We start from the raw sequence: 25,722 nt of genomic DNA on the forward strand, positions 1-25,722 counted from the left end.
CAGGGTTTCAACCTCGCCGCTTGTGACGGCTAACGTGGGCCGGCGCCGGGTGGTCCAGACGCCGTCTTGCTGCCGCGGCTCTTGATGGCCGCGTTTGCTTCGAACTACACCTGCACCCGCTGATCGACTGCGGGTACTGCAATGCGTCGTGTACCTGGCAAACGCCCCGCGTGGAGCGGGGCGTTGCAAGGAGCACCAGGTTTGAATCGCGCTGTCCGTCCCGCGGTTCGGCCGGCGCTTCAGGCGCGGGCGGCGCCGGCCGCGTGGACTTCGATGCCCGCTTCCTGCAGCGCGCCGCGAATGCGTCGCGCGAACGCCAGCGCATGCGGACCGTCGCCATGCAGGCAGATGGTCTGCGCGTTCAGCGACACCCATTGACCGTCCACAGCCTGCACGCGTTGCTCGCGAACCATTGCGAGCGTGCGCGTCAGCACTTCGTCTTCGTCGTCGAGCAGCGCGCCGGGTTCTTTGCGCGGCACCAGCGAGCCGTCTGCGCGATAGCCGCGATCGGCGAAGACTTCTTCGACGGCGACCAGACCCGCGTTGCGCGCGGCCGTCACGAGACCGCTGTTGGCGAGCGCGAACACCGCCACCGACGGATCGAAGTCGTGCACCGCCGAGACGATCGCGTCGGCGATCTTGGTGTCGCGCGCGGCCTGGTTGTACAGCGCGCCGTGCGGCTTGACGTGCGCGATGCGCCCGCCTTCGGCCTGGGCAATCGCCGACAGCGCGCCGAGTTGATACAGGACGCCCGCATAGATGTCGTTGGCCGGCAGATCCATTTCCTTGCGACCGAAATTCTCCGGATCATTGAAGCTCGGATGCGCGCCGATCGACACGCCTTTCTGCACCGCCCAGCGCACACAATCGCGCATCGCGTTGGCGCCGCCCGCGTGCCAGCCGCACGCGATGTTCGCCGAGCTGACCAGGTCGAGCAGTGCCTCGTCGGACCCGCAACCTTCGCCGAGATCGGCGTTCAAATCGATTTCCATGGTGTTCCTCTGCTCTTCAAGAAAACGCCGGGCCGCCCCAAGTTTTCTTGGGGCCCCCTTGCGGGGCTGGCGCGAAGCGCCAGGTTGGGGGCGCTCATCGTTACAGTGTTGCGACGGCCGCTTGCCGCGCGCAGCGTTCTTCGTGCATCGCGATCGCGGCGTCGATCTGCCGCAAATACGTACGTTCTTCCAATAAGGCCTGACGCGCCTCGTAAGGCGTCGTCGGGATGAAGCGGACGGCGGCGTTCAGGCGCACCTGCGCGAGCTTCCACAGATCGGCCTGGATCACCGCGCCGATCTTCGGATAGCCACCGGTGGTTTGCGCGTCGCTCATCAGCACGATTGGCTGGCCGTTCGGCGGCACCTGAATCGTGCCGGGCAGCACCGCGTGCGAAAGCAGATCGGTTTTCCGGGTGCGCTTGAGCTCGTTGCCCGCGAGGCGGTAGCCCATGCGGTTGCTGTTCGGCGTGACGAGCCATTCATCGGACCAGAACGATTCGTGGGCTTCATCGGTGAAGCTCTCGTATTCCGGTCCGCGCAGCACGCGGATCGGCACGGCCCACGGCACGCCCGACGGATGACGGCCGCGCCGCAGCGGCTCGTGAACCAGCACGAATTTGCACCAGGCGGGCGCCTTCACGCCGAACTCCGGCGCCTCCGGCGTAAAGCCGAGATGGCCGCGCTGCGGCGGCGCGCCGACCGGTAAACGGTCGCCGTCGCGCAGCGCGCGGCCGCCGAGTCCGCCGAAATGACCGGCGAGATCGGTGCTGCGCGAGCCGAGCATCGGTAAGACGTCGACGCCGCCCGCCACGCACACGTAGCCGCGCATGCCGCGCTTGGCCGCATTGAGCACCAGTTCCTGGCCGGCCCGCACCGGCAGGCTCCACCACGAGTAGACCGGCTTGCCGTCGAGCGTCGCGCCGAATTCGGTGCCCGTAATGGCGACCCGCGTGGCGCGCAGAAAGCGCAGCACGGTCGGGCCGAAGGTGATTTCCAGACCCGCCGCGTCGGGCCGGTTGCCGACCAGCCGGTTGCCGACTTCGAGCGACAGACGATCGAGCGCGCCACCCATCGCGACGCCGAGATGCCGGTAGCCGTGACGGCCGAGATCCTGAATCGTGGTCAAGAGACCCGCGCGAATCACATCGATCATGCGTGTATCCCCGCGATGGTGAAGCGCACCCGGTCGCCCGGCTGCAGCAGCGTGGGCGGGCGGCGCGCCGGGTCGAACAGCGGCAGCTCGGTGCGGCCGATCAACTGCCAGCCGCCGGGCGAAGTGGCCGGATAAATGCCGGTCTGTTCGCCGCCGATGCCGACGGACCCCGCCGGCACTTCCAGCCGCGGCGATGAACGGCGCGGCGTGTGCAGCGCGGTTTCGAGCCCGCCCATATAGGCGAAGCCCGGCTGGAAGCCGAGAAAGAACACGACATACTCGCCCCGCGAATGACGTTCGACGACCTCGCGCACGCTCAAGCCCGTGTGATTGGCGACCGCTTGCAGATCGGGGCCGAACTCGCCGCCGTACTGCACCGGAATCTCGACTTCACGGCCGGGCGCGGGCGCATCGCTCACCGCATTCCAAGCCGTCTGCAGGTGGCTCACCAGCGCGTCGCGGTCGGCCTCGAGCGGATCGAAGACGAGCGTGAGGTTGTTCATGCCCGGCACCACCTCCAGCACGTGCGGCCAGTCGCGCGCGGCCTCGGCGGCCGCCCACACGCGCTGCTGGCATTCCAGCGTGGCCGGCGGCGGCGCTTCGCAGACTAGCGCGCTATCGCCGAGCGGAAAAATTCTTGGTTGGCTCATGGATTAACAGCCCAGGTCGAGTCGATGGATTCGGGCACAGCACACCCTTTGAACGGTTAACGGCATCGGGCAGGCGACGGTTGAAGCGTACATTATCAATAAAATATCAACAATTTCTCAATAAGCGTTTGTGCCAGGCTCCCTGGGATCGAACGCGCGTCGTACACTCCCGACACCTTCCCAACCTGTCTGTCGAGAATCGTCACCATGTCGCGCCATCCCACCAAGATCGTCTCCTCGGAACATCTCGTGTCCGAGACCAGCGCGGAACTGTCCGAACTCGAGTACGCGCTCATCATGGCGGGCAATGCATTCAACCGATGGATGGTGCGCTGCATGTCAGCGGCAGGCGAAAAGGACATGACCGCCATCGAAGTCTCGCTGCTGCATCACGTCAGCCATCGCGAGCGACGCAAGAAGCTGGCGGACATCTGCTTCGTGTTGAACATCGAAGACACGCACGTCGCCACCTACGCGTTGAAGAAGCTCGTAGCTAGAGGGTATGTAAAAAGCGAAAAGACCGGCAAGGAAGTGTTCTTCTCGGCGACCGATTCGGGCCGCGAACTCTGTCTGAAATATCGCGAGGTGCGCGAGAGCTGTCTGATTTCGACGTTGAAGGAAAGCGGCCTGACCAACGAGCAGATCGGCGAAGCGGCCCAGTTGATGCGCAACGCGTCAGGTCTTTACGACACGGCTGCGCGGGCGGCAGCGTCTTTATAACGCAGGACTGTTTGTTTTGCGGCGGCGCGGCGCGCCGAGGCTAAAAGCGCGGCGCGCGCCAAACGCTCAATCCGCCGGGCGCGGGTAGAGCGCCGCCTCGGTGACGATCAGGTCGAGCGGAATGTCGTGGGCTTCGCGTATCAATGCCGGTGCGCGGCACGCTTCATAGGCGATGCCGACGGTGATCGGCTTGGCCGCACTCGGCCACGCAGCCAGCGTGCGATCGTAATAGCCGCCGCCGTAACCAAGCCGGTACCCGTGAGCGTCGAAACCCACGCACGGCACGAACAGCAGTTGGGGAATCACAACGCGCCCGGACGTCGGCTCGGCGATCTCATGATGGCCGATCTTCATCGGCATTGCGGGCGTCCATGCATGAAATTCGAGGGGCACGCCGCGCTCCTTGACCACCGGCAGACTCGCCTCGCGTTGCGCGCTTGCCGCTAGCCAGACCGAGATGGCGGCGCGCGCGTCGAATTCACCGGCGAGCGGCCAGTAGAATCCCACGCTATTCACACCGTACTGCTTTAACGCATCCAGCAGGTGCCGTGCGAGCGCGGTATTGTGCGCGGGCTCAGAAGCGGCTTGTAGCCTTGCTTCCAATAGCATTTTACGCAGCGCCTTTTTCGATTCCGCTGCAGGGTTGCATGCTATGCTTGGGTTCAATTCGCGCTCCAGAAACAACGATGTCAAAACGCCTTTACCGAGTATATCGCGCGGCCGGTCTGGCGCTTGCCGCTGCGGCACTCGTCGCGTGCAGCACGGCCTCCGCCGTCAAGCCCCTTCCCCTTTCGCAACTCACAAACGACGACCAGATCTTCGTCCAACTGCGCGAGGCCGCCCGCAGTAACGACGCGGCGCGCGCAGCGCAGCTGGCCAGCATGATCCCGAGCTATCCGGCGCCTTCGTATCTGGAGTACTTCCAGATCAAGCCGCAATTGTTCGATTCGAGCGGCCACGCGCGGATCGACGCGCCGGACGCGCCGGTGCTGTCGTTTCTGCAAAAGTACGACGGCCAGGCGATCGCCGACCGCATGCGCAACGACTACCTCACGGTGCTCGGCGCGCGTCACGACTGGCGCAACTTCGATCAGCAATACGCCCGTTTCGTGCTGAACGACGACACGCAGGTGAAGTGCTACGCACTCGAATCGCGCGCCTCGCGCGGCGAAAACGTCGCGGATGCGGCGCGCGCGCTGCTCGTCGATCCGAAGTGGTACGGTGACGGCTGCGTCGATCTGATCAACTCGCTGGCTATCAACCAGCAGTTCAATTCGGCCGACGTGTGGCAACAGATCCGCCTCGCCTACGAACAGAACTACACCAACACGGGCGCGAAACTCGTCGACGCGCTCAGCAACGAGCCGCCCGATCCGGTGCTGTTCAATCAGGCCACCACTACGCCGCCGCTGCTGCTGGCGCGCGGCGTCGGTCCGGATACGCAGTCGCATCAACTGGCGTTGCTGGCTATCACGCGCATGGCGCGCAACGATCCGGCCATGGCCGCGGCCACGTTTGCCTCGGTGGCGCCGTCGCTGAGCTCGCCCGAGCGCGCCATCGGCTGGGGCACGATTGCCTATCAGGCCGCCGCCAAGCAGATGCCGAGCGCGGTGGACTGGTATCGCCTGTCGGTGAATGCGCCGCTGTCGAACCCCGCGTATGAATGGCGCACCCGCACCGCCTTGCTCGCGGGCGACTGGACGATGGTGCGCTGGTCGATCGAACAGATGCCCGCTGCGCTGCGCAATCAGCCGTCGTGGGTGTATTGGCATGCCCGTGCGCTCAAGCAGGCCGGCGACACGACCGCGGCCAATCAGGAATTCGAGTCGATTTCGCAGGGCTTCAACTTCTACGGCCAGTTAGCCGCGGAAGAACTGGGCCAGAAGATCACGGTTCCGCCGAAAACCACGGTGAGCGACGCCGAAGTGCAACAGGCCGGCAACACGCCCGGCTTCGATCTGGCGCAGCGTTTCTACGCGCTGAATCTGCGGCTCGAAGGCAATCGCGAATGGAACTGGCCGCTGCGCACCATGAGCGACCGCCAACTGATCGCGGCCGCCGAATACGCGCGCCGTATCGAGCTGTATGACCGCACCGTCAACACGGCGGATCGCACGAAGAGCGAGCACGATTTCTCGCTGCGTTATCTGTCGCCGTTCAAGGATATCGTCGAGCGCGATTCGCAGTCGAATGGCCTCGACGTGGAGTGGGCCTATGGCCTGATTCGCCAGGAGTCGCGCTTCATCATGAACGCGCGCTCGGAAGTTGGCGCGAGCGGTTTGATGCAGTTGATGCCGGGCACCGCGCAACTGGTCGCGAAGAAGATCGGCCTGGGGCCGATCTCGCGCGAGCAGATGAACGACATCAACACCAACATCCTGCTCGGCACGAACTACCTGTCGATGATCTACAATCAGTTCGATGGGTCGGCCGTACTCGCCACCGCGGGCTATAACGCGGGCCCGGGCCGTCCGCGCAACTGGCGGCAGTCCTTGCAGCATCCGGTGGAAGGCGCGATCTTCGCCGAGGCGATTCCGTTCCAGGAAACGCGCGACTACGTTAAGAATGTGTTGTCCAACACGGTCTACTACGCGGCATTGTTCGAAGGCCGTCCGCAATCGCTGAAGGCGCGGCTGGGTTATATCGCGCCGTAAGCGCCGTGCCGCCGCCGCCTCGTTCCGAGGCGGCGGCGCGCCACGCCAGCCGTTGCCGCGGCTTCCACCAGGGAGTCGAAAATGCGACATAAAGCCATTGCGATCATCGGCGGCTCAGGTTTTATCGGCAGCCATCTTGTCAACGCCCTCGTCGAAATGGGCAAGGACGTGCGCATCGCCACCCGGCGGCGCTACAACGCCCGTCATCTCACCCTGTTGCCCATCGACGTGATCGAAGCGGACGTGTTCGATCCGGTCCAGCTCGCGCGCTTCGTCGAAGGCGCCGATTGCGTGATCAACCTCGTGGCCACGCTGCACGGCAAACGCGGCACGCCGTATGGCCCGGAGTTCGCGCGGATGCATGTGGAATTGCCGACTAAAGTCGTCGCCGCGTGCGAAGGCAAGGGCGTGCACCGGCTGCTTCATATCAGCGCGCTCGGCGCCGACTCGAACGGCCCGAGCATGTACACGCGCTCGAAGGGCGACGGCGAGAAGGCCGTGCACGCGGCGAATCTGGCGTGGACGATTTTCCGGCCCTCCGTGGTGTTCGGCCCGGAAGATCAATTCCTCAACAAATTCGCCTTCCTGCAACGGATGTTTCCGGTGATTCCGCTCGCCATGCCGGATGCGAAATTCCAGCCGGTGTACGTCGGCGACGTCGCGAAGGCGATCGTCAACGTGCTCGACCTCGATGCCGCCGGCGGCCGCACCTATGAACTGGGCGGCCCGACTGTTTACTCGCTCGAAGATCTCATCAAGTATTGCGGCGATGTGATCGGCAAGCATGCACGCATCATCCGCTTGCCGGAAGCGTTCGCGCGGCTGCAGGCGCTGACCTTCGAAATGGCACCCGGCGAACCGGTGATCTCGCGCGACAATCTCGATTCGATGAAAGTCGACAACGTGTTGAGCGGACCGCTTGCGCCTGAACTCGGCATCGAGCCGGCCAGTATCGAAACGATCGCGCCGATTTATCTGACCGGCACGTCCACGCGTTCGCGCTTCGACACATTCCGCGCCAGCGCGGGACGTTAAATTTTCTCTCATTCCTTATACAAAGCATGAAGCTGCTTATTGGTGACAAGAATTACTCATCATGGTCGATGCGGCCGTGGCTGCTATTCAGACACTTCGGCATTCCGTTCGAAGAAGTGCTGATCCACCTGAATCAGCCGGACACCAATGCGAGAGTGCTGGCACTTGCGCCGTCGGGTTCGGGCAAGATCCCATGTCTGGTCAACGACGACGGTTCGGCCACCTGGGATTCGCTGGCGATCGCCGAAACGCTGGCTGAGCGATTTCCTCAACATGCGCTCTGGCCGCGCAACGCGGCCGCGCGCAGCCGCGCGCGCAGCGTGAGCGCGGAAATGCATTCGGGCTTCGGCGAACTGCGTTCGAACATGTGGATGAACATTCGCGCGTCGTTCCCGGGCAAGAACGCGACACCGGGCGCGTTGGCTGATATCGCGCGTATCGAGGCAATCTGGCGCGACTGTCTCGACACCTACGGCGGCCCGTTTTTGTTCGGTGAATTCAGCATTGCCGACGCGATGTACGCGCCGGTCGTGATGCGCTTTAACACGTGGCAGCCGGCGCTGTCGGAAGTATCCCAAGCTTATGTGCGGCGCGTGACGGAACTGCCGGCGGTGAAAGCGTGGATCGACGACTCGCTGAGCGAAACGCACACGGTTCCGTATCAAGACGACTGCCCATGAACATCTACGCAGTAGGCGGCGCGATCCGCGACGAGTTGCTGGGCGTCCCGGTGCAGGACCGTGATTACGTGGTGGTCGGCGCGACGCCGGAGCAGATGGTGGCGCAAGGCTACCGTCCGGTGGGCAAAGATTTTCCGGTGTTCCTGCATCCGCAGACGCACGAGGAATACGCGCTCGCGCGCACGGAGCGCAAGACGGCGGCCGGCTATCACGGCTTCCAGTTCTTCTATGCGCCGGACGTCACGCTCGAAGAAGACCTGGCGCGCCGCGATCTGACCATTAACGCCATGGCGCGCGAGGTGCGTCCGGACGGCGAGTTGACCGGCCCGGTGATCGACCCGTTCAACGGCCAGGGTGATTTGCAGGCGCGTCTGTTTCGCCACGTCAGCGATGCGTTTCTCGAAGACCCCGTGCGGATTTTGCGGATCGCGCGGTTTGCGGCGCGCTTTGTGGATTTCACGGTCGCGCCGGAGACGCTGACGCTCATGCGCAAGATGGTGGCCGACGGCGAAGTGGACGCGCTGGTGGCCGAACGCGTGTGGCAGGAAGTGTCGCGCGGCTTGATGGAGAAGAAGCCGTCGCGCATGTTTGAGGTGCTGCGGGACTGCGGCGCGTTGGCGCGGATTCTGCCGGAAATCGACGCGCTGTTCGGCGTGCCGCAACGCGCCGACTATCACCCGGAAGTGGACACGGGCGTGCACGTGATGATGGTGATCGATCATGCCGCGCAGCAGGGCTATGCGTTGCCGGTTCGGTTCGCCGCGCTGGCCCATGACCTCGGCAAGGCGACTACGCCCGAAGACGTGCTGCCGCGGCATATCGGCCACGAGGGCCGCAGCGTGGATCTGTTGAAGCCGTTATGCGAGCGGCTGCGGGTGCCGAACGATTGCCGCGATCTCGCGGTGCTGGTTGCGCGTGAGCACGGCAATATTCATCGTGTGATGGAGATGGGGGCCGCGGCGCTGGTGAGGCTGCTTGAACGTAGCGATGCGATCCGCAAACCCGCGCGCTTCGCCGAAGCCTTGCAGGCGTGCGAGGCGGATGCTCGCGGGCGGCTTGGGTTTGAGATGCGGGATTATCCGCAGGCTGAGCGGTTGAGAGTCGCGCTGGTCGCTGCGCGTGGCGTGGATGCCGGTGCTGTGGCTAAGCGGCTTGTCGATGCGCCCGCTGGGATCAAGGATGCCGTGCATCAGGAGCGGGTCAGGGCTGTGGAAGCGGCGATCGGCTAAGTTTGTTTTTTGACGTCTTGGGCGGCGGCTTGGAGCCTGCTTCTTTGCCGCTGCCGTCAACGGCAAACTAGAGCAATCTGGCCAGAAGCGAAAGCACCATCGACAACACCAACGTCGACATAAACGGAAACGGGTACTCCCGCCCAAAGATCCGCAAAGTCACATCGCCCGGCAGGCGCCCAATGCCAATCTTCCTAAGCCACGGCCAGCAAGACGACAACACCGCCACCGCGATAAACGTAGTCAACAGCCAGCGGATCATGGCCAATTCCTGAAGCAAAACTTCATAGCGTATGCGACCGGTCGCCACTGGAAAACGCTTGCAGCGTGTCATCCAGTCCGCGCGAAAACGCGATCACCTTGAATAGCTCGCCCATCTCCGCCTCCGACAACAACTTCTGCACCGCATTCGCCGCAGGCAGATATCTCGCCGTGTCCGTAGGATCGATTCCGGATAATGCCTCGGTAATCCCGGCATTCAGCAGAAACCGCGCTTGCGACGTAAAGCCCAGCAAGTCCGCGCCCGTCTCGACGCCGGCTTCGGCGATGCCAGTGAATTCCACGTGGGCCGTGATGTCCTGCAAGCCCGGATAGAGGAAAGGATCGCCGTGCGCCCGGTGCCGGTAGTGGCACATCAACGTGCCTTGCGCACGCTGCGTATGGTAATACTCGTGGCGCGGAAAGCCATAGTCGATGAAGAAAGCCGCGCCGCGTGCGAGCATCGTGCAGATCGTGCGTGTGAAGGCGCTCGCGGCTTCGTGCGTTTCGGTCACGTAGTCTTCGCCGGCGGTTTCGATTTCCGACAGCAGCGCGAGGTCCGCAGCGGCGGACACAGGCCGATCGTCGAAGGCGAACGCGTCGTCGCGCCATACCACGCCGCGCTCGAGCCACGCGCCGCCGGTGAAGGCGAACAAGCGCACCGGCATCGCGTCCAGCACCTCGTTACCGATTACCACGCCTTCAAAGCGCTCCGGCAAAGCATCCAGCCAGCGCACTTTGGCCGCGAGCGCGGGCGCAGCGGCCTCGATCGTCTCGCGTTGGCGCTCGCGGAGCTCGCCCGACAGATCCACGATCGAATAGCTGTCGAATTCCGCATCCAAAGCGTCGAGCGCGTTGAGCAAGCCGGCGGCGAGTTTGCCCGTGCCGGCCCCGAATTCCATCACGTCGCGCGTGCCGCTCGCCTGCAAGGCTTCCGCAACCGGGCGGGCCAGCGTCGCGGCAAACAGCGGCGACAGTTCCGGAGCGGTGACGAAGTCGCTGCCGTCGTCGCCGCGCAGCCCGAATTTGCGGGCCCCGCCGCTGTAGTAGCCGAGCCTTGGCGCATACAGCGCACGTTCCATGTAGCGGTCAAACGGCAGCCAGCCGCCGGCGGCGTCGAGCTCCGTTCGGATCTGCGCGACCAGCGCTTCGGACTGCGCAAGCGCGCTCGGGCCGGGAGCAGGTAAACTATCGGGTTGGTGAGCTTTCGGATTCATCCCCGCATTGTAAATGACCGCCTCTCTGGACACCGCCGCCGCCCGCGCGCCCGAAACGCCGCGCGTCGTGCTGATTACCGGCGCCGCCCGCCGTATCGGGCGGGCGCTCGCGCTCGGCTTTGCCGCGCGTGGCTGGGACGTGGCCGTCCACTACGGCGCGTCGCGGGAACAGGCCGACGAACTGGTCGCTGAAATCACCGCCTTGGGCCGCCGGGCAGTCGCTTTGCAGGCAGAACTGGGCGACGAGGCCCAGGTCGAGCGGCTTTTGCCGGCTTGTATCGACGCCTTGGGCCGGCCGTCGTGTATCGTCAACAATGCGTCGCGCTTCGAAGAGGACACGGCGCAGACCGTCAGTTACGACTTGCTGCTGAAACTGACCGCGATGAACGTCGGCGCGCCGCTGGTGCTGGCGCGCAGGCTGTTCGAGGCGACGCCGGAAGCCGCGCGCACGGACGAAAGCCTGCGCAGCGTCGTCATCAACGTGCTGGATCAGAAGCTGTACAACATGAACCCGGACTATCTGTCGTACACGCTGACCAAGGCGGCGTTGCAGACAGCCACGGTCGCGCTGGCGCAGGCGTTGGCGCCGAAAGTGCGCGTGGTCGGGCTCGCACCCGGTCTGACGATGCAGTCCGGCGATCAAACGACGGACGGTTTCGCGGCCGCTCACCGTACTACGCCCTTGGGCCGCGCGTCGCGGGCCGAGGATATTGTCGCCGCCGCGCTGTATCTCGCGGATGCAGCGGGCGTCACCGGAACGACGCTGGTGGTCGACGGCGGGCAGCACCTCGTGCCGCTGCCGCGCGACGTTATGTTTTTGACGGGCGCCTGAAGCGCGCGCGGCCAGCCGTTGTAGCGGCGGCCGCCGCGCTGTGAAGCGCCCCTTTGCGTGCTCCGCACGCTTTTTTCGACTGGAACGAACATGTTTGCCGCTCTTTCGCATCCCCGGCTCGCCGATTGCCGCCGGCTTTTTCTGCGCAATTACGAAGTGCACATCAACATCGGCGTGCACGACTTCGAAAAGCGCGGCGAACAGCGCGTCGTGATCAACGTCGAACTGTTCGTGCCGCTCGCGCTGTCCACGCCGGTTCAGGACAAGCTGAACGAAGTCGTCGACTATGACTTCATGCGCTCGACCATTTCGCGACGCGTCGAGCAAGGCCACATCCATTTGCAGGAAACGCTCTGCGACGACCTCGTCAAGACCATGCTCGAGCATCCGCAAGTGCGAGCCGCGCGTGTGTCGACGGAAAAGCCGGACGTTTATCCTGACTGCGACGCGGTGGGCGTCGAAGTCTTCCGCATCAAAGAGGATTGAGCCATGAATGCTCCGGAGATCCTGAACGGCGCCGCAACCGCCGAAGCCGCTGCCGCAACCGAGGCCACGCAAGCCGCCTCGCGCGCCAAGTCGCCGCTCACGCGCCGCGAACAGAAGGAAGCGTACGAGAACAACAAGCTGTTCAAGCGGCTCGCGCGCCAGGTCGGCCAGGCGATCGGCGACTTCAACATGATCGAGGACGGTGACAAGGTCATGGTGTGTCTGTCGGGCGGCAAGGACAGCTACGCGATGCTCGAAATTCTGATGCGGCTGCGCGAGCGCGCGCCGATCAACTTCGATATCGTCGCGGTGAATCTGGACCAGAAGCAGCCCGGTTTTCCCGAGCACGTGTTGCCCGAATATCTGAAGCAGCTCGACATTCCGTTTCACATCGAGAATCAGGATACGTACAGCATCGTCAAGCGGCTGGTACCGGAAGGCAAGACCACCTGTTCGCTGTGCTCGCGGCTGCGGCGCGGCATTCTTTACCGCGTCGCCGGCGAGCTCGGCGCGACCAAGATCGCGCTCGGCCATCATCGCGACGACATTCTGCAAACGCTGCTGCTGAACATGTTCTACGGCGGCAAGCTGAAGGGCATGCCACCCAAGCTGCAATCCGACGACGGCAAGAATATCGTGATCCGCCCGCTCGCCTACGTGAAGGAAACCGATCTGGAGAAGTACGCCGAGCTGCGCGAATTTCCGATCATTCCGTGCAACTTGTGTGGCAGCCAGCCGAATCTGAAGCGCGCGGAAATGAAGGCGCTGGTTCGCGATTGGGAGAAGCGTTTCCCGGGTCGCATCGAAAACATGTTCAATGCATTGTCGAACGTCGTGCCCTCGCATTTGATGGATCACAAGCTGTTCCCGTTCGCGGGCCTGCGTGCGACCGGCGAGGCCGATCCGCAAGGCGATATCGCCTTCGACGAGGAGCCGTGTTCGACCGATGCCGGCGACGGCGCAATGCCCAGCGCAACAAAATCGATCTCCATCGTCCAGTTCGACGAGCTTTGACGAAAAACGCCCGTGGTATGGGCGTTTCCGCACACTGCAGTACGCATCAAGGCCGCCACAGCGGCCTTTTTCGCTAGAGGGTGCGTGTTAGAATCGACGCCTCCAAACTCGTCTATTTGCCGTGCCATGAACATTGTGATTTTGGCGGCAGGCACCGGCAAGCGCATGCGGTCCGCGCTTCCCAAGGTGCTTCATCCCCTGGCTGGCCGGCCGCTCCTCGCTCACGTCATCGACACGGCTCGCACGCTCAAACCCACGCATCTCGTGGTGGTGATCGGCCACGGCGCCGAAGCCGTGCGCAAGGCCGTCGCCGCGCCGGACGTGCAGTTCGCCGTGCAGGAACAGCAGCTCGGCACGGGCCACGCGGTGCAGCAGGCGTTGCCGCTGCTCGATCCGTCCGCGCCTACGCTGGTGCTATACGGCGACGTGCCGCTCACGCGCGCCAGCACACTGCAGGCGCTGACCGAGTGTGCGGGGCAGGGCGGCTACGGCGTGCTCACTGTCACGCTCGCGGACCCGAGCGGCTATGGCCGCATCGTGCGTGATGCGCAAGGCAAAGTGGCGCGCATCGTCGAGCAGAAAGACGCGACGCCCGAGCAACTCGAGATCGCCGAGATCAACACCGGCATCATCGTCGCGCCGACCGAGCGTCTGGGCGGCTGGCTTGCCGCGCTGAAGAACGACAATGCACAAGGCGAGTTCTATCTGACCGACGCGGTCGAGATGGCGATCGAAGCAGGCCTTGAAGTCGTCACCACGCAGCCGGACGACGAGTGGGAAACGCTCGGCGTGAACAGCAAGCAGCAGCTTGCCGAACTCGAGCGGATTCATCAGCACAACGTGGCGGATGCGCTGCTGGTCGCGGGCGTGACGCTCGCCGATCCGGCGCGGCTGGATGTGCGTGGCACGCTCGAATGCGGCCGCGATGTGTCGATCGACGTGAATTGCGTGTTCGAAGGCCGCGTGACGCTGGCTGAGAACGTCACCATCGGGCCGAACTGCGTCATCCGCGATGCGAACATCGGCGCCGGTACGCGCGTCGACGCGTTCACGCACATCGAAGGCGCCGAAGTCGGCGCGAATGTCGTGCTCGGACCGTATGCGCGGTTGCGTCCCGGCGCGTCGCTGCACGACGAGTCGCATGTCGGCAACTTCGTCGAGGTGAAGAACGCGGTGCTCGGCCACGGTTCGAAAGCGAATCACCTCACGTATATCGGCGACGCGGATATCGGCGCGCGTGTGAACATCGGCGCGGGCACCATCACGTGCAACTACGACGGCGCGAACAAATTCCGCACGATCATCGAAGACGACGTTTTCGTCGGTTCGGATACGCAACTGGTTGCGCCGGTGCGCGTGAAGCGCGGCGTGACGATCGCGGCGGGCACCACGGTCTGGAAGGACGTTGAAGCCGACGCGCTGGTCCTGAACGACAAGACGCAAACGAGCAAAACGGGCTACGTGCGCCCGACCAAGAAAAAGAGCTGATGGTCATGACGCGCGCTCAACGCGCGCTCCCTGAAACGCAGCACTAGCACTGAAAAGGAATGAGCCATGTGTGGCATTGTCGGCGCGGTAGCGCAACGTAATATCGTTCCCGTCCTCATCGAAGGACTGCGTCGCCTCGAGTATCGCGGCTACGATTCGTGCGGCGTGGCCGTGCTTGGCGCAGACGGTCCGCGCCGCGCGCGCAGCGTGGCGCGGGTGGCCGATCTCGACGAACAGGTGCGCGAGAGTCATCTCGAAGGCATCACGGGTATCGCCCATACGCGTTGGGCGACGCACGGCGCGCCGGTTACGGACAACGCGCACCCGATCTTCTCGAAAGATGCGCTTGCGTTGGTACACAACGGCATCATCGAGAACTACGAAACGCTGCGCGAAATGTTGCGCGGCAAGGGTTACACGTTCGTCTCGCAGACCGACACAGAGGTTATCGCGCATCTGATTCACAGCCTGTACCACGGCGATCTGTTCGCGGCGGTGCGTGAAGCCGTCGGGCAATTGCACGGCGCGTATGCGATCGCCGTGTTGCATAAGGATCAGCCGCATACGGTGGTCGGCGCGCGGCAGGGTTCGCCGCTGGTGGTCGGGCTCGGCAACGGCGAGAACTTCCTCGCTTCGGACGCGTTGGCGCTCGCGGGCAGCACCGAGCGGTTCATCTTCCTCGAAGAAGGCGATGTCTGCGAACTGTCGCTCGAAGGTGTGCGCATTGCCGATCGCGACGGCAATGAAGCGCAGCGCGAAGTGCGCCAAGTGGCGGCGTATGGCGGCGCGGTCGAACTCGGCCCGTATCGCCACTTCATGCAGAAGGAAATCTTCGAGCAGCCGCGCGCGATCACCGACACGATCCCGCAAGCCGATTCGTTCGATGCCTCGCTGTTCGGCGAGGGTGCGGAGAAGGTGTTCGCGGAGATCGACAGCCTGCTGATCCTTGCGTGCGGCACCAGCTACTACTCGGGGCTGACCGCGAAGTACTGGCTCGAATCGATCGCCAAGATTCCGACTCAGGTGGAAATCGCCAGCGAGTATCGCTACCGTGAGTCGGTGCCGAATCCGAAGTCGCTGGTGGTGGTGATCTCGCAGTCGGGCGAAACGGCGGACACGCTCGCGGCGCTCAAGCACGCGCAGGAACTCGGCCACAAACATACGCTGGCGGTCTGCAACGTCGGTACGAGCGCGATGGTGCGCCAGACGGAGTTCTCGTTCCTGACGCACGCGGGCCGCGAGATCGGCGTGGCATCGACCAAGGCATTCACGACGCAACTGGTTGCGCTATTCGTGCTGGCGGCGACGCTGGGCAAGATGCGTGGCCGTGTGAGTGAACAGCAGGAAGCGGTGTACCTGAAGCAACTGCGCCACTTGCCGGCGGCATTGAATAGCGTGCTGGCGCTGGAGCCGCAGATCATCGCGTGGTCGGAAGAGTTTTCGCGCAAGGAACATGCGCTGTTCCTCGGGCGTGGCTTGCACTACCCGATCGCACTCGAAGGCGCGCTGAAGCTCAAGGAGATTTCGTATATTCACGCCGAGGCTTATCCGGCTGGCGAGTTGAAGCATGGGCCGCTCGCGCTCGTGACGGAGGCGATGCCGGTGGTGACGGTGGCGCCGAACGACGCGCTGCTGGAAAAGCTGAAGTCGAATATTCAGGAAGTGCGCGCGCGCGGCGGTGAGCTGTATGTGTTCGCCGATGCGGATACGAAGATCGTTAACGACGAAGGTTTGCATGTGATCCGGATGCCGGAGCACTACGGTTTGTTGTCGCCGATCTTGCATGTGGTGCCGCTGCAGTTGCTGGCGTATCACACGGCGTGTGCGCGAGGTACGGATGTGGACAAGCCGCGGAATCTGGCGAAGTCGGTGACAGTGGAGTGAGGTAGCTGTTGCTTGCTCTATTGCTGGAAAAAAGCCACCTGTCGTTCACAGGTGGCTTTTTTTCGCGCCTACGGTCGGCGTCCCACGAACCTCATCCTCACTCCCTCACCAACTCCACCGCCGCCGCCGAAACAAACTCCGCGCGCACGCTATCGCCGACTTTCAACCGATCGAGCGAAATCCCCTTTGCGGCCCTGAGCACCTGCTGATGCTTCGGGCCACGCAGCGTGACCATGCGGGTCCTGCGGTCGATCTTCATCACCGTCGCGACCACTTTCACGCTATGCGCCGACGACGCGTAGCCCGCCGAAGCCGGTATCGCCGCGGTCGTCTCCACGCGTTCTCGCACACCCTTGGTCGCGAGCTTGTCAATGTTGACCAGCAGCGCCTGCTGATACGCAACGTTGAGCTTGTCGCCGATCTTGAGCCGGCTGACATCGGCGAGGGCAGGATTGACGTCCACGTCAGCGAGATTGCCGCGCGGACCACGCAGCGTGACGCTATTCGTGACGGTATTGATTGCGACCACGCGGACTTGCGCGTGAATCACTTCGGCGCGTCCGAGCGCCTGTTGTCCGGCGGGGGCGTCGGCATCCTGCGCGAAGCTCGATTGACAGAGCGTCGCAGCGAGCACGCTCACGAGAGAGGCCGCACGCCACATGACAGCGGCCGATGATCCCACTTTGCGCGCACAGGTCATTCGCAGCTCCCGAAGTGATCGCCACCAACGGTCAACGCAGGCGGCCAACGCAAAACCGGCCACGCACTCGCGCTTACAACTCCGGCCGCGCCAGATCGCTGATGACGATATGTTCGCCGTACACCTGCGCCGCCGCGACCGCTTCGAGCTTGGTCGCGTACGGCCCGAGTTCGGGCGCGCCGTCGAACGGAAACAGCACGCGTCCGTCGGTGGTTCGAACCACTTTCAACACGCCGAAGAAACGCCGATAGCCGGCCAGCTTCGACGTGGCCGAAATTTCAAAATCGTCCTCCGACGTCGCGGGGACGCTGGGAATGAATGCGGTCTTGCTCATACCTGAAAACATCTCTTGTTCGATGGGCCGGCACCGGCACGAATGCCAAGCCTACACCCGGTTGTCCGGGGAGGATATTCGCCGGCGGGCTTCATTGTCTCAAATCCGGACCGATTCAACCGGCGAGCCAACAGCCGCGCCGAGCGGTGGCCGGCAACACGGCCGCTCGCCGCCATCTTCAAGCGTCTTTGACCGCCGCCGCGTGCTCGGCCGCCAGCGCGACGTCCCGCTCGTTCACGCCCACGAAGCTCGGCCGCGAGCAGATGCGTTCGACATACTCAAGCAAGGCCGGCGTGTCGGGCACCAGCTTGAACATCATTCCCCAATGCAAGGCGATGCCCCACAAAATATCCGCCGCCGACATCGTGTCCCCGAGCAAATAAGGCGCGGCCTGCAACTGACTCGTTACCGTTGCGAGCATCGAATCGAAATCGCCGTAGGGCGAAGTGGAGGGCGGAGCGGGTTCACGCTTCATTGCTTTGTCGACCAGCGCCGGTTCGTAGCAAGCTGCGTAGTACACCAGCCAGCGCAGATACGGCCCGCGCGACGGATCATCGAGCGCCGGCGCGAGACCGGCTTCAGGAAAGAGGTCCGCCAGATAGATGAAGATGGCGACCTGTTCGGTGACCAGCGCGTCGCCGTGGAGAATCGCCGGCACTTTACCGAGCGGATTGATGGCGAGATAGGGCGCTTTGCGCTGCTCGCCGGCTTTCATGTTCAGCACCTTCAACTGGTACGGCGCGCCGAGCTCTTCCAGCAGCGTGAGCGCGCTGACGGAGCGGCATTGCGGCGAGTGGAACAGGGTGATCGTGCGGTCTGTGGTCATGGCTTGAGCCTTCCCGAATGTGCGTGGTGGACGAAAAAACCGGCTTTGAGGCAGCAACGAAGCGCCGGGGGGATGCGTTCATCCTAAGCGTCCATACCTGTCAGTTTGTGTCAGGTATCACTACACTTGTCCGCATGAGAGCGAGCCGCCTTCTTTCCATCCTGATGACGCTGCAGGCGCGTGGCCGCGTCACAGCGCAGTCGCTCGCCGACGACTGCGCGGTTTCTCTGCGCACGATCTATCGCGATATCGACGCCCTTAGCGCTGCAGGCGTCCCGGTTCATAGCGAGCGCGGGTCGGAAGGCGGCTATCGCCTGCTCGACGGCTACCGCACGCGGCTGAACGGCTTGTCCTCGCAGGAAGCGGAGTCGCTGTTTCTCGGTGGCCTGCCGGGACCGATGCAGGCGCTCGGCCTGGGCGCGGTGATGGCCGGCGCGCAGACCAAGTTGCTGGCCGCGCTGCCGGTCGAATTGCGCTCGACCGCGGAGCGCATGCGCTCGCGTTTTCATCTCGATGCGCCAGCGTGGTTTTCGGACGCGGACGAGCCCGCTTATCTGCCGTCGATCGCGCGTGCGGTGTGGGAGCAGCATCCGCTGGAGATTCGCTATCAGAGCTGGAAAGCGGAGAAGTTTCGCCGGATCGAACCGCTCGGCATCGTGCTGAAAAGCGGCGCGTGGTATGTGGTCGGGCGCGTCGCGCCGGACGTGCGCATCTACCGAATTTCACGCATTCTCGAATTGAGCTTGCTGGACGAGACGTTCGAGCGGCCGCCCGCATTCGATCTCGCCGCCTACTGGCAGGACAGCACGCAGCGTCTCTCCGAAGAAATGCATGCGAGCGAAGCGACGCTGCGTCTGTCGCCTTGGGGCATGCGGATGCTCGAAATCTTCGTGTCGCCGTTCGCACGGTCGGCGGCGATCATTGGCGAGCCGGATCCCATCGATGGCTGGCGCACCGTGACGCTGCCGGTCGGTTCCGTAAGACAGGCGTGCGCGGAATTGCTGCGCTTCGGCACCGAGGCCGAGGTGCTGGCGCCGCCTGAGTTGCGCGCGCGCATGTCGGAAGTCGCGGCGGCGTTGCATCGACGTTACGCGGAATGACGGCGTGAGAGTGTCCGTCGCACGTGTACGGGCCGCCCAACGGCGTCGCGGCACAGTTGGGTAGGGTGGCACATGCGTTCGCAAGGCAAGCGCGCCGTGCCGGGCCTGCGCTACGTGCTGAACCGCACGCCGATGCGGAGTCACGCGCAGGCGGCGAGCATGACCGAGCGTCTGAGCGAAACGGGAAACGCGCCCGGTGGGCGGTGTCGGTTGTGATGGCCGCTTTTAGCCGTCCGCACGATCAGGCGAGTTTCTCGCTGTTCAATCCGAACGGGCCGACAAGGATCCTGCGGCCGTGCTCGCGAAACTGGAGCGGACGCCGTACGCGGCGCGCTTCAAAAAGTGTTCGGTCAGAACATCTTAGTTGACCGCGCCAAGGCCTTCACGCGCGCCATGTATGCGATCGAACGGTTCGAGTTCGAAGATCCGAGATTTGATCCGCACAGAAGCAAGTCCGACTACTACTTGGACAATAAATTGCAACTAACGGCACAAGAGTTGAGAGGGAAAAAACTGGTCGACAATCCGGCGGGCGGCAATTCCGCCACCTGCCATATCGATCAGGTGGGCGTCGACGGCTCTCATCCGCTATTCACGGATTTCAACTTCATGCGCTCAGCGTGCCACGCAATCCAGATTTGCGGGCGACGCAAGGTCGACAAATCCAACGATTTTCCGGCCGCGCTGCGCGTCAACGTCGACACGACCGACGAACCGCTCACACGCAAAGCCGGCGAGCATCCGGTCTGGTCGGAGCGCGATATCGACGACGTCGCCGTTTTCCTGGTGACGTTGAACGACGACTATGTGCTGAAGCCGAAGCCGTCACACTGACATGCGAAAAAAGCCCACCAGCCACGATGCTTCAGACGAATTTCGGCTCATTCTGGGTCTAATTTGGGGGCAGAGCTATAATGGCCGGATTCCCTTTTCTTTCCCGTCCTCCGCTATGAGCCGGTTACTTTGCCTGATGGTGCTTTCGCTCGGCCTGATGCAGACCGCGACGGCCGACGAAAACACCGACCGAATGTCCGCGTACCTGACGCAAAAATTCGGTCTGGCAAAGGAAAAGGCTCAAAAGATTTCCGACGCGGTGCAATCGGCCGCCTCGAAATATTCCCTCCCGCCGGCGCTCCTGCTGGCGATCATCTCGATCGAATCCCGCTTCAAGGAAAAGGCCAAGGGCGCCAACGGCGCGACCGGGCTGATGCAGGTCGTGCCCGGCGCCCATCGCGGACTGCTGAGGAACGTCAAGGACCTGACCGAGCCAACCGCGAATATCGAAGTGGGCTCGGCGATTCTGTACGGCTACATGCGTTCGGCCAACGGCGACATGAACGCCGCGCTCAAGAGCTACGGCGGATCGCAAGCTTACGCGCAGAAGGTGAGCTTGCGCGTCGGAGACTTCGCAGCGGTCGCGCCGTCGCAAGACGCTGCACAGCAATCGGACGTGCGGGCCGGCATGTGCGCGGCACGGCCTGCGTCTGACCGTTGCGCGGCACCGGGCAACTGGGCCGATGCGTTCACCGTCCCGGCCGTCAATGCCGCCGGATTGAACGGCGCGGCGACGTCGGCGACGGGACTTCCCGCGACGTCACACTAAGCGCCATTCGTCTCTTTTCCTGCCGCAGCGTCGCAGCCGCGGTCATGCATTGTCACGTCCCGTACGACGCCACGTTGCGCCCTTTTTACGCACAGTGGGCAACCGCTCTACAATGCATTCCCATTCGCGCTGACGCAGCGTCTCTTCCGATCGACCATGTTGACCTCGTTTTCCAGATCCACAGCCGCCGCGTTTGCCGGCCTGCTGACCCTAGCCGCCTGTAGCAGCACGCCGCAGCCGAAATTCCAGCAGGAATTGTTCGAAACCGGCGCGAGCCCGTACGCACGCAATTTCAATTCGAGCACCACGGATAGCTGTGAGGCCGCGCGCCGGGCGCTCTTGAGCCAGGGCTATCTGACGACGATGACCCGCAACGATACCGTCGACGGCACCAAGAACTTCCAGCCGACGGGCGACACGCACGTGGTCGTCGAATTTCACGTGGTCTGTACGCCGGGAGAAGAAGCGAGCGATACCAGCATGGTCTATGTCAACGCGGTGCAGAACGGCTTTGCGCTGAAGAAAAGCGACACGTCGGCAAGCGTCGGACTGAGCGTGCTGGGGTCGCTGTCATTGCCGATCCGTTCGAACAGCGATGCAATGGTCAAGATTTCGAGCGAGACCATTCCGTCGGGCAAGTTCTACGACCGCTTCTTCGGGCTCGTCGATCATTATCTGCAGACGGTGGTGCGCACGCAGCCGGTCGCCAATAACCGCATCGAGACGCGCCTGCTGCCGGTGCCAGTCGAAGCGACGGCTCCAGTGCCCGTTGCCGAGATGCCCGATGCCATCGGCAAGGCGGCGTCCGTGCAGCCGGCGAGCGGAGTCGGCGTAGCGCCCTGACCCGTCCGCGGGCGTTCGCGGTGTCGAGGCTGGTCAAGACCTGATCAGCCTCCAATCTCATCGCGACGCATTACTTATCCAATGTCTTTTACTTCATACGTATATATATGTAGTAATAGTTAACAAGGGTTAACCCCTTCTGTGGATAACTCCCGAATGTTCCGTCACATCAACGCCATGCAAACTCGATAACCCTGCGGAACACGTCTGTAGAAAAACTACCAAACCGGGATAACTTTGACGGGGCTTGCCTGACGCGCCGTCTTATCAAGATTCCGCACACAGGCTGTTCCATGCGCTATCCCGAAGTTATTCATAGGGAATTGTGGATAACTCGCGTTCGCAGTCGTTTCTCCAACCGTTGCCGGGCAAGTTTTTCAAGTTACCCAAGCGCTCGCCACCGTACAGACCGCTGCCTGCCAGACGCGCACATTGAAGACGGACGGTACAAAGATTGCGTCTCTCTTTTTGCAAGCGCAACTGTTGCTATTTAGTCAAAACCATTTCGGCAACGCCCGATCCAGGCATAGAGTTAAAGTGTTTTCTGAGGTTATTGGTGCAGTGCGGGGGGTGTGGAATGAAACGCAGAACAGCTCGACAGCTTGTCCGTCTTCTCTCGGATATCCGACATGCCACCCGTTGCAGCACGCTGCGGGCGGCAGCCACCAACCGGGCCATCGCGCACGCATCCGCTGAACACGAAGCGGACCTCGCCGACAGCGACGAGAATAGCGACGCCACGCGCGACGCGCATCAGAACAAGCCGGCCCGGAGCGGATCATGAGAACGGCAAGCGAACAGTCGCTGCGGTTTCTGGTTGAGAAATGGCTCGCTCCGGAGCCTTCGGCGCCGGTTCACGTCACCGAATTCAGCCGCACTCGCCTCGGAGGGCGGCGTTATGTGCGCGTCGAGACTTCGCTCGAGAGGGGCTCGCGCGGGTTGTTCTTCTTTCGTCACGACGACGGCTGCTGGTGCGTGTTTCCGCCAACCGCCGATACGCCCGCTTTGTTTGCGCATCCGCGGGCGGCCTGAGGGCAGCAAGCAACCCAACGACGCCGAACGACTGCGCAAATATCTCGCACGCTTTGGCGTCGAATGGGGTGGCTGGCTGCATCCTCAAGACGACGCGCGAGTCACGCGTTCACGTCCGCGTTGCCACGCCGGCATCACCTGACACACGATCAAACCCGCGAGCATCAGCGCGCATCCGAACAGCGCGCGCGCCGTCAGCGTTTCGCCTAGCACGAGCCAGGCCGCAAGCGCGGCGAACACACCTTCCATGCTGAAGATCACCGCCGCGTGCGACGGCGCCGCGTGTTTTTGCGCGACCACCTGAATCGTGTAAGCGATACCGACTGACAGCGCTCCGCCGTACAGTATGGTCGGCGCGGCGAGCGCAATCACCGCGAGGCTGAACGGTTCGACGGCGAGACCGACAACAAGGCAGGCGAGTCCGCACGTCACGAACTGCACGAGCGCGAGCATCAGCGTGTCGTGGCGCAGCGCGAAACGCCCGACCAGCATCATCTGAATGGAGATCACGAGCGCGCCGGCGAGCTGATACCAGTCGCCATACAGCATCGAAAAGTGCTCGTTGACACTCAGGAAATACATGCCGACGGCCGCGAGCGCCGCACCGAGCCATGTGCCGATCCCCGTGCGATGTTTGAATAGCACGCCCAGCAGCGGCACGATCACTACGTACAGCGAACTGATGAAACCCGCGTTGGCGACCTTCGTGTATTGCAGGCCGATCTGCTGCAATGAAATCGAGGCGGCCAGGACCACGCCGAGCAGCGCGCCGGCGCCGAGCAGCTCGCGTGCGCCGCCGGGTTCGCGCTTTGACAGTTCGGCCAGCGCGGAGCGCCGCACGCAAACGATCAGCGTCAGCACGACCAGCGCGCCTAGCAGGAAGCGCAGGCCGGTGAACAGGAACGGTCCGATCGCGTCGAGACTCAAGCGTTGCGCGACGAACGCGGAGCCCCAGATCATCGCGGCGATCAGCATCAGGACATTGGCGCGCAGGTGTTGGCGGGTTTCGTTTTTCAAAGGTGGTCTGTCTAATTCGGTTGTTGTGTGACAAGTTGCTGGTGGTCCGACAGAGGCGCGGCGCTGGTTAGCTAACGGTCGCGTTGGCCGGCAACCTCAACGCCGGCAGCGTCATCACGAAGCGTGCGCCGCCTGAGGCGGCCGACTCGAGCCGCACGTCGCCGTCATGGACCAGTGCCACACGCCGCACGATCGCAAGGCCGAGGCCGTACCCGCCGGTATGCCGGTCACGGCTCGAATCAGGTCGATGAAACGGCTCGAACACACGGTCATGATCGGCGAGCGGAATGCCAGGACCGTCATCGTCGACGGTCAGCACCAGCGCGCCCGTCCCATCGACTTCCGCGCCCAGCGAAATCGCCCGCTTTGCATAGCGTGTGCTGTTGCGGATCAGATTCAGCAGCGCACGCGCGACCAGCTTGGGATCGCAGACATGATACGTGGGCGCCTGCGCAACCGCCGCCCGCCCGTGGAAACCGAAAGCGTCAGCGAGCGGGCGACGACATCGTTGCACATGCTCGCGGCCACGCTATCGAGCAGTTCATCCACCGACACGCGCATCAGCACCAGATGTCCCGCACCTTGTTCCAGACGGCTCAAGGTCAGCAATTCGGTGACCAGTTCATCGAGTTCGCGCACGTCTTTGCGCAGCGCGAGTTGGCGGCATGACGCGGCTTCTCGGCGCTTCGGCGAACAGCCTGATCGCGCAGTCGAAGAATAACTACTTCGCGATTACGGCACTGACTTATCGCTATTGATCGCGCTATTGAGGTACGTCGATCGGGAATCCGAAATGTCGGCATGCCGCTTCGACGTCTTCTCAAGGTACTCGGGATCGCCGCATGACAAACTGCGGTTCAAGGGCTGGCGGGAGAGCCTGATATCGGCAGTGCGCCGAGTCACACCGCGTCGCCGAGCAGATGCGCTGAGACCTCAAATGATTGAATCCGCTCATGGCGGTTCGTTCTCTAGCCGACTCGCGCGATAATCGCGCCAGTCGGCCACGGACCTCGGACACGACTGACCCAACGACCGGCCGATTTTCAGGCAAACGCAATGGACGAGAAAGACTGGATCGCCGGCGCCGCGAAAGCGCTGGCGATCATCGAAGCATTCGACGAAGAGCACGCGCGCATGACGCCCACCATGGTCGCCGGCCGCGCGGGTCTGTCGCGCACGGCGGCGCGCCGTTATCTGCTGACGCTGCGTGAACTCGGCTACGTGGATACCGACGGCAAGCTGTTCTGGCTGGCGCCGCGTGTCTTGCGGCTCGGCCAGTCGTATCTGGATTCGGCGCGCTTGCCGCGCACCGTGCAGCCGTTCCTCCAGCGCATTACCGCGACCGTGCAGGAAACCGCGTTGGTCGCGATCCTCGACGAACACGATGTGGTGTACGTGGCGCGCAACGGCGTGAACCGGGCAATGGCGGTCGGTTTCGTGCTCGGCTCGCGCGCGCCCGCGCCGTTGTCGTCGGCGGGACTGGTCCTGCTGGCGTTCCAGGCGCCGGAGAACATCGAGCAGTGGCTGGCGTCGTATCCGATCAAGGTGTTCACGCCCCACACCTACTCGACGATCGAACAGTTGCGCGAAGTGCTGGGCGAAATTCGCCGCAACGGCTACGTGGTCACGGATCAGCAACTGGAGTTGGGCGTGCGCGGCGTCGCGGTGCCGTTGCGCGACCGGCATGGTTCGGTCGTGGCGGCGATCAGCGTCAGCATGCCGATCGGGCAGGAGTCGGCCAATGCCGCGCTGCACCGGGTGTTGCCGACCCTTTTGGAGAACGCCAGCCTGCTGCGCAACCTCGTTTGACACGGTCTAGGTGAATCCCCTGGTACGGGATGCTTAACGAGTGAAAGCGGGTCGAAAGCAAAGCTGTCTCCCGGAAAATACATATCGAGTTTTGGGCATGACAAACCGCCTACACTGGGTAATACTCTCCCGCGGGGAGCGGGAAGGCGCCTCAAGCCCTGTCTGC

Annotated in this window: 26 protein-coding genes and 1 pseudogene; 16 read left to right on the forward strand and 11 right to left on the reverse strand. The window is 63.4% G+C overall.

Translation table 11 applies throughout. From position 1 onward, the window contains the following. Positions 1–239 precede the first annotated feature (239 nt). The 3 genes from pxpA to pxpB form a co-directional block, all read right to left on the reverse strand. The gene (gene pxpA / locus B0G74_RS20805; RefSeq protein ID WP_132376640.1) at positions 240–992 is read right to left on the reverse strand and encodes a 5-oxoprolinase subunit PxpA; all 753 of its coding nucleotides are present in this window, start codon (positions 990–992) and stop codon (positions 240–242) included. Positions 993–1,092: 100 nt separating this feature from the next. Continuing rightward, positions 1,093–2,145, reverse strand: a complete 1,053-nt coding sequence (locus tag B0G74_RS20810; RefSeq protein ID WP_132376641.1) for a biotin-dependent carboxyltransferase family protein — start codon at positions 2,143–2,145, stop codon at positions 1,093–1,095. Beyond that, a complete protein-coding gene (pxpB, locus tag B0G74_RS20815; RefSeq protein ID WP_132376642.1) occupies positions 2,142–2,795 on the reverse strand; it encodes a 5-oxoprolinase subunit PxpB in 654 nt (217 codons plus the stop codon). Before pxpB ends, B0G74_RS20810 begins: the two co-directional genes overlap by 4 nt. Positions 2,796–3,002: 207 nt before the next feature. On the opposite strand from pxpB, the gene B0G74_RS20820 reads away from it, so the two are divergent. After that, positions 3,003–3,515, forward strand: coding sequence for a winged helix DNA-binding protein (locus B0G74_RS20820; RefSeq protein ID WP_132376643.1), 513 nt, complete (start codon positions 3,003–3,005; stop codon positions 3,513–3,515). Between the two features lie 66 nt (positions 3,516–3,581). Here B0G74_RS20820 and B0G74_RS20825 read toward each other — a convergent pair whose 3' ends face one another. Continuing rightward, complete coding sequence (locus tag B0G74_RS20825) at positions 3,582–4,124, reverse strand: 5-formyltetrahydrofolate cyclo-ligase (RefSeq protein ID WP_243658237.1); 543 nt, start codon at positions 4,122–4,124, stop codon at positions 3,582–3,584. 77 nt (positions 4,125–4,201) lie between these two features. On the opposite strand from B0G74_RS20825, the gene B0G74_RS20830 reads away from it, so the two are divergent. The 4 genes from B0G74_RS20830 (at position 4,202) to B0G74_RS20845 (ending at position 9,113) form a co-directional block, all read left to right on the forward strand. Next, a complete protein-coding gene (locus B0G74_RS20830; RefSeq protein WP_132376644.1) occupies positions 4,202–6,169 on the forward strand; it encodes a lytic transglycosylase domain-containing protein in 1,968 nt (655 codons plus the stop codon). Positions 6,170–6,250: 81 nt separating this feature from the next. Then, the gene (locus B0G74_RS20835) at positions 6,251–7,204 is read left to right on the forward strand and encodes a complex I NDUFA9 subunit family protein (protein ID WP_132376645.1); all 954 of its coding nucleotides are present in this window, start codon (positions 6,251–6,253) and stop codon (positions 7,202–7,204) included. Positions 7,205–7,230: 26 nt separating this feature from the next. Beyond that, positions 7,231–7,884, forward strand: coding sequence for a glutathione S-transferase family protein (locus B0G74_RS20840; RefSeq protein ID WP_132376646.1), 654 nt, complete (start codon positions 7,231–7,233; stop codon positions 7,882–7,884). Beyond that, positions 7,881–9,113, forward strand: coding sequence for a multifunctional CCA addition/repair protein (locus B0G74_RS20845; protein ID WP_132376647.1), 1,233 nt, complete (start codon positions 7,881–7,883; stop codon positions 9,111–9,113). Before B0G74_RS20840 ends, B0G74_RS20845 begins: the two co-directional genes overlap by 4 nt. 67 nt (positions 9,114–9,180) lie before the next feature. Here the strand turns inward: B0G74_RS20845 and B0G74_RS20850 are convergent, their stop codons facing one another. Both B0G74_RS20850 and B0G74_RS20855 read right to left on the reverse strand, forming a co-directional pair. Then, a complete protein-coding gene (locus B0G74_RS20850; RefSeq protein ID WP_132376648.1) occupies positions 9,181–9,375 on the reverse strand; it encodes a DUF2905 domain-containing protein in 195 nt (64 codons plus the stop codon). A gap of 22 nt (positions 9,376–9,397) precedes the next feature. Beyond that, positions 9,398–10,588, reverse strand: a complete 1,191-nt coding sequence (locus B0G74_RS20855) for an SAM-dependent methyltransferase (protein WP_132376649.1) — start codon at positions 10,586–10,588, stop codon at positions 9,398–9,400. A 13-nt stretch (positions 10,589–10,601) separates the two neighbouring features. Between B0G74_RS20855 and B0G74_RS20860 the strand changes: the two genes are divergently transcribed. From B0G74_RS20860 to glmS, 5 genes are all read left to right on the forward strand, one after another. Continuing rightward, positions 10,602–11,420, forward strand: coding sequence for an SDR family oxidoreductase (locus B0G74_RS20860; RefSeq protein WP_132376650.1), 819 nt, complete (start codon positions 10,602–10,604; stop codon positions 11,418–11,420). Positions 11,421–11,510: 90 nt separating this feature from the next. Beyond that, the gene (locus B0G74_RS20865; RefSeq protein ID WP_012434647.1) at positions 11,511–11,906 is read left to right on the forward strand and encodes a dihydroneopterin aldolase; all 396 of its coding nucleotides are present in this window, start codon (positions 11,511–11,513) and stop codon (positions 11,904–11,906) included. Between the two features lie 3 nt (positions 11,907–11,909). Further along, entirely contained in the window at positions 11,910–12,920 is a 1,011-nt protein-coding gene (ttcA, locus tag B0G74_RS20870) for a tRNA 2-thiocytidine(32) synthetase TtcA (protein ID WP_132376651.1), read from the forward strand. Positions 12,921–13,046: 126 nt separating this feature from the next. Then, complete coding sequence (glmU, locus tag B0G74_RS20875; protein WP_132376652.1) at positions 13,047–14,408, forward strand: bifunctional UDP-N-acetylglucosamine diphosphorylase/glucosamine-1-phosphate N-acetyltransferase GlmU; 1,362 nt, start codon at positions 13,047–13,049, stop codon at positions 14,406–14,408. 66 nt (positions 14,409–14,474) lie between these two features. Further along, on the forward strand, positions 14,475–16,292 hold the full coding sequence (gene glmS / locus B0G74_RS20880; protein WP_132376653.1) for a glutamine--fructose-6-phosphate transaminase (isomerizing): 1,818 nt from the start codon (positions 14,475–14,477) through the stop codon (positions 16,290–16,292). 97 nt (positions 16,293–16,389) lie between these two features. On the opposite strand, the gene B0G74_RS20885 is transcribed toward glmS, so the two are convergent. From B0G74_RS20885 to B0G74_RS20895, 3 genes are all read right to left on the reverse strand, one after another. Further along, positions 16,390–16,932 (reverse strand): copper-binding protein, encoded by a 543-nt coding sequence (locus B0G74_RS20885; protein WP_243658238.1) that lies wholly within the window; start codon positions 16,930–16,932, stop codon positions 16,390–16,392. Between the two features lie 133 nt (positions 16,933–17,065). Further along, on the reverse strand, positions 17,066–17,326 hold the full coding sequence (locus B0G74_RS20890; RefSeq protein WP_132376655.1) for a DUF6723 family protein: 261 nt from the start codon (positions 17,324–17,326) through the stop codon (positions 17,066–17,068). Positions 17,327–17,504: 178 nt separating this feature from the next. After that, positions 17,505–18,152, reverse strand: coding sequence for a glutathione S-transferase family protein (locus tag B0G74_RS20895; protein ID WP_132376656.1), 648 nt, complete (start codon positions 18,150–18,152; stop codon positions 17,505–17,507). Between the two features lie 134 nt (positions 18,153–18,286). Between B0G74_RS20895 and B0G74_RS20900 the strand changes: the two genes are divergently transcribed. The 5 genes from B0G74_RS20900 (at position 18,287) to B0G74_RS20925 (ending at position 22,730) form a co-directional block, all read left to right on the forward strand. After that, on the forward strand, positions 18,287–19,252 hold the full coding sequence (locus tag B0G74_RS20900) for a YafY family protein (protein WP_132376657.1): 966 nt from the start codon (positions 18,287–18,289) through the stop codon (positions 19,250–19,252). 465 nt (positions 19,253–19,717) lie between these two features. After that, positions 19,718–20,086: a hypothetical protein gene (locus B0G74_RS46720; protein ID WP_243658239.1), complete on the forward strand. Its 369-nt coding sequence runs from the start codon at positions 19,718–19,720 to the stop codon at positions 20,084–20,086. A 115-nt stretch (positions 20,087–20,201) separates the two neighbouring features. Continuing rightward, positions 20,202–20,855, forward strand: coding sequence for a transglycosylase SLT domain-containing protein (locus B0G74_RS20910; RefSeq protein WP_132376658.1), 654 nt, complete (start codon positions 20,202–20,204; stop codon positions 20,853–20,855). A gap of 156 nt (positions 20,856–21,011) precedes the next feature. Next, the gene (locus B0G74_RS20915; protein ID WP_132376659.1) at positions 21,012–21,698 is read left to right on the forward strand and encodes a DUF2242 domain-containing protein; all 687 of its coding nucleotides are present in this window, start codon (positions 21,012–21,014) and stop codon (positions 21,696–21,698) included. Positions 21,699–22,478: 780 nt separating this feature from the next. Next, a complete protein-coding gene (locus B0G74_RS20925; RefSeq protein ID WP_132376661.1) occupies positions 22,479–22,730 on the forward strand; it encodes a hypothetical protein in 252 nt (83 codons plus the stop codon). Positions 22,731–22,814: 84 nt separating this feature from the next. On the opposite strand, the gene B0G74_RS20930 is transcribed toward B0G74_RS20925, so the two are convergent. After that, positions 22,815–23,747, reverse strand: a complete 933-nt coding sequence (locus B0G74_RS20930) for a DMT family transporter (RefSeq protein ID WP_132376662.1) — start codon at positions 23,745–23,747, stop codon at positions 22,815–22,817. Between the two features lie 67 nt (positions 23,748–23,814). Further along, positions 23,815–24,410 (reverse strand): annotated as a pseudogene (locus tag B0G74_RS20935) (ATP-binding protein); the annotation flags it as partial. A gap of 393 nt (positions 24,411–24,803) precedes the next feature. Here B0G74_RS20935 and B0G74_RS20940 point away from each other — a divergent pair. Next, positions 24,804–25,556 carry an IclR family transcriptional regulator C-terminal domain-containing protein gene (locus B0G74_RS20940; protein ID WP_132376663.1) on the forward strand — a complete coding sequence of 251 codons (753 nt, stop codon included), beginning with the start codon at positions 24,804–24,806 and terminating at the stop codon, positions 25,554–25,556. Positions 25,557–25,722: the final 166 nt, after the last annotated feature.

The organism is Paraburkholderia sp. BL9I2N2 (assembly GCF_004339745.1).
Taxonomy (GTDB): Bacteria; Pseudomonadota; Gammaproteobacteria; order Burkholderiales; family Burkholderiaceae; genus Paraburkholderia.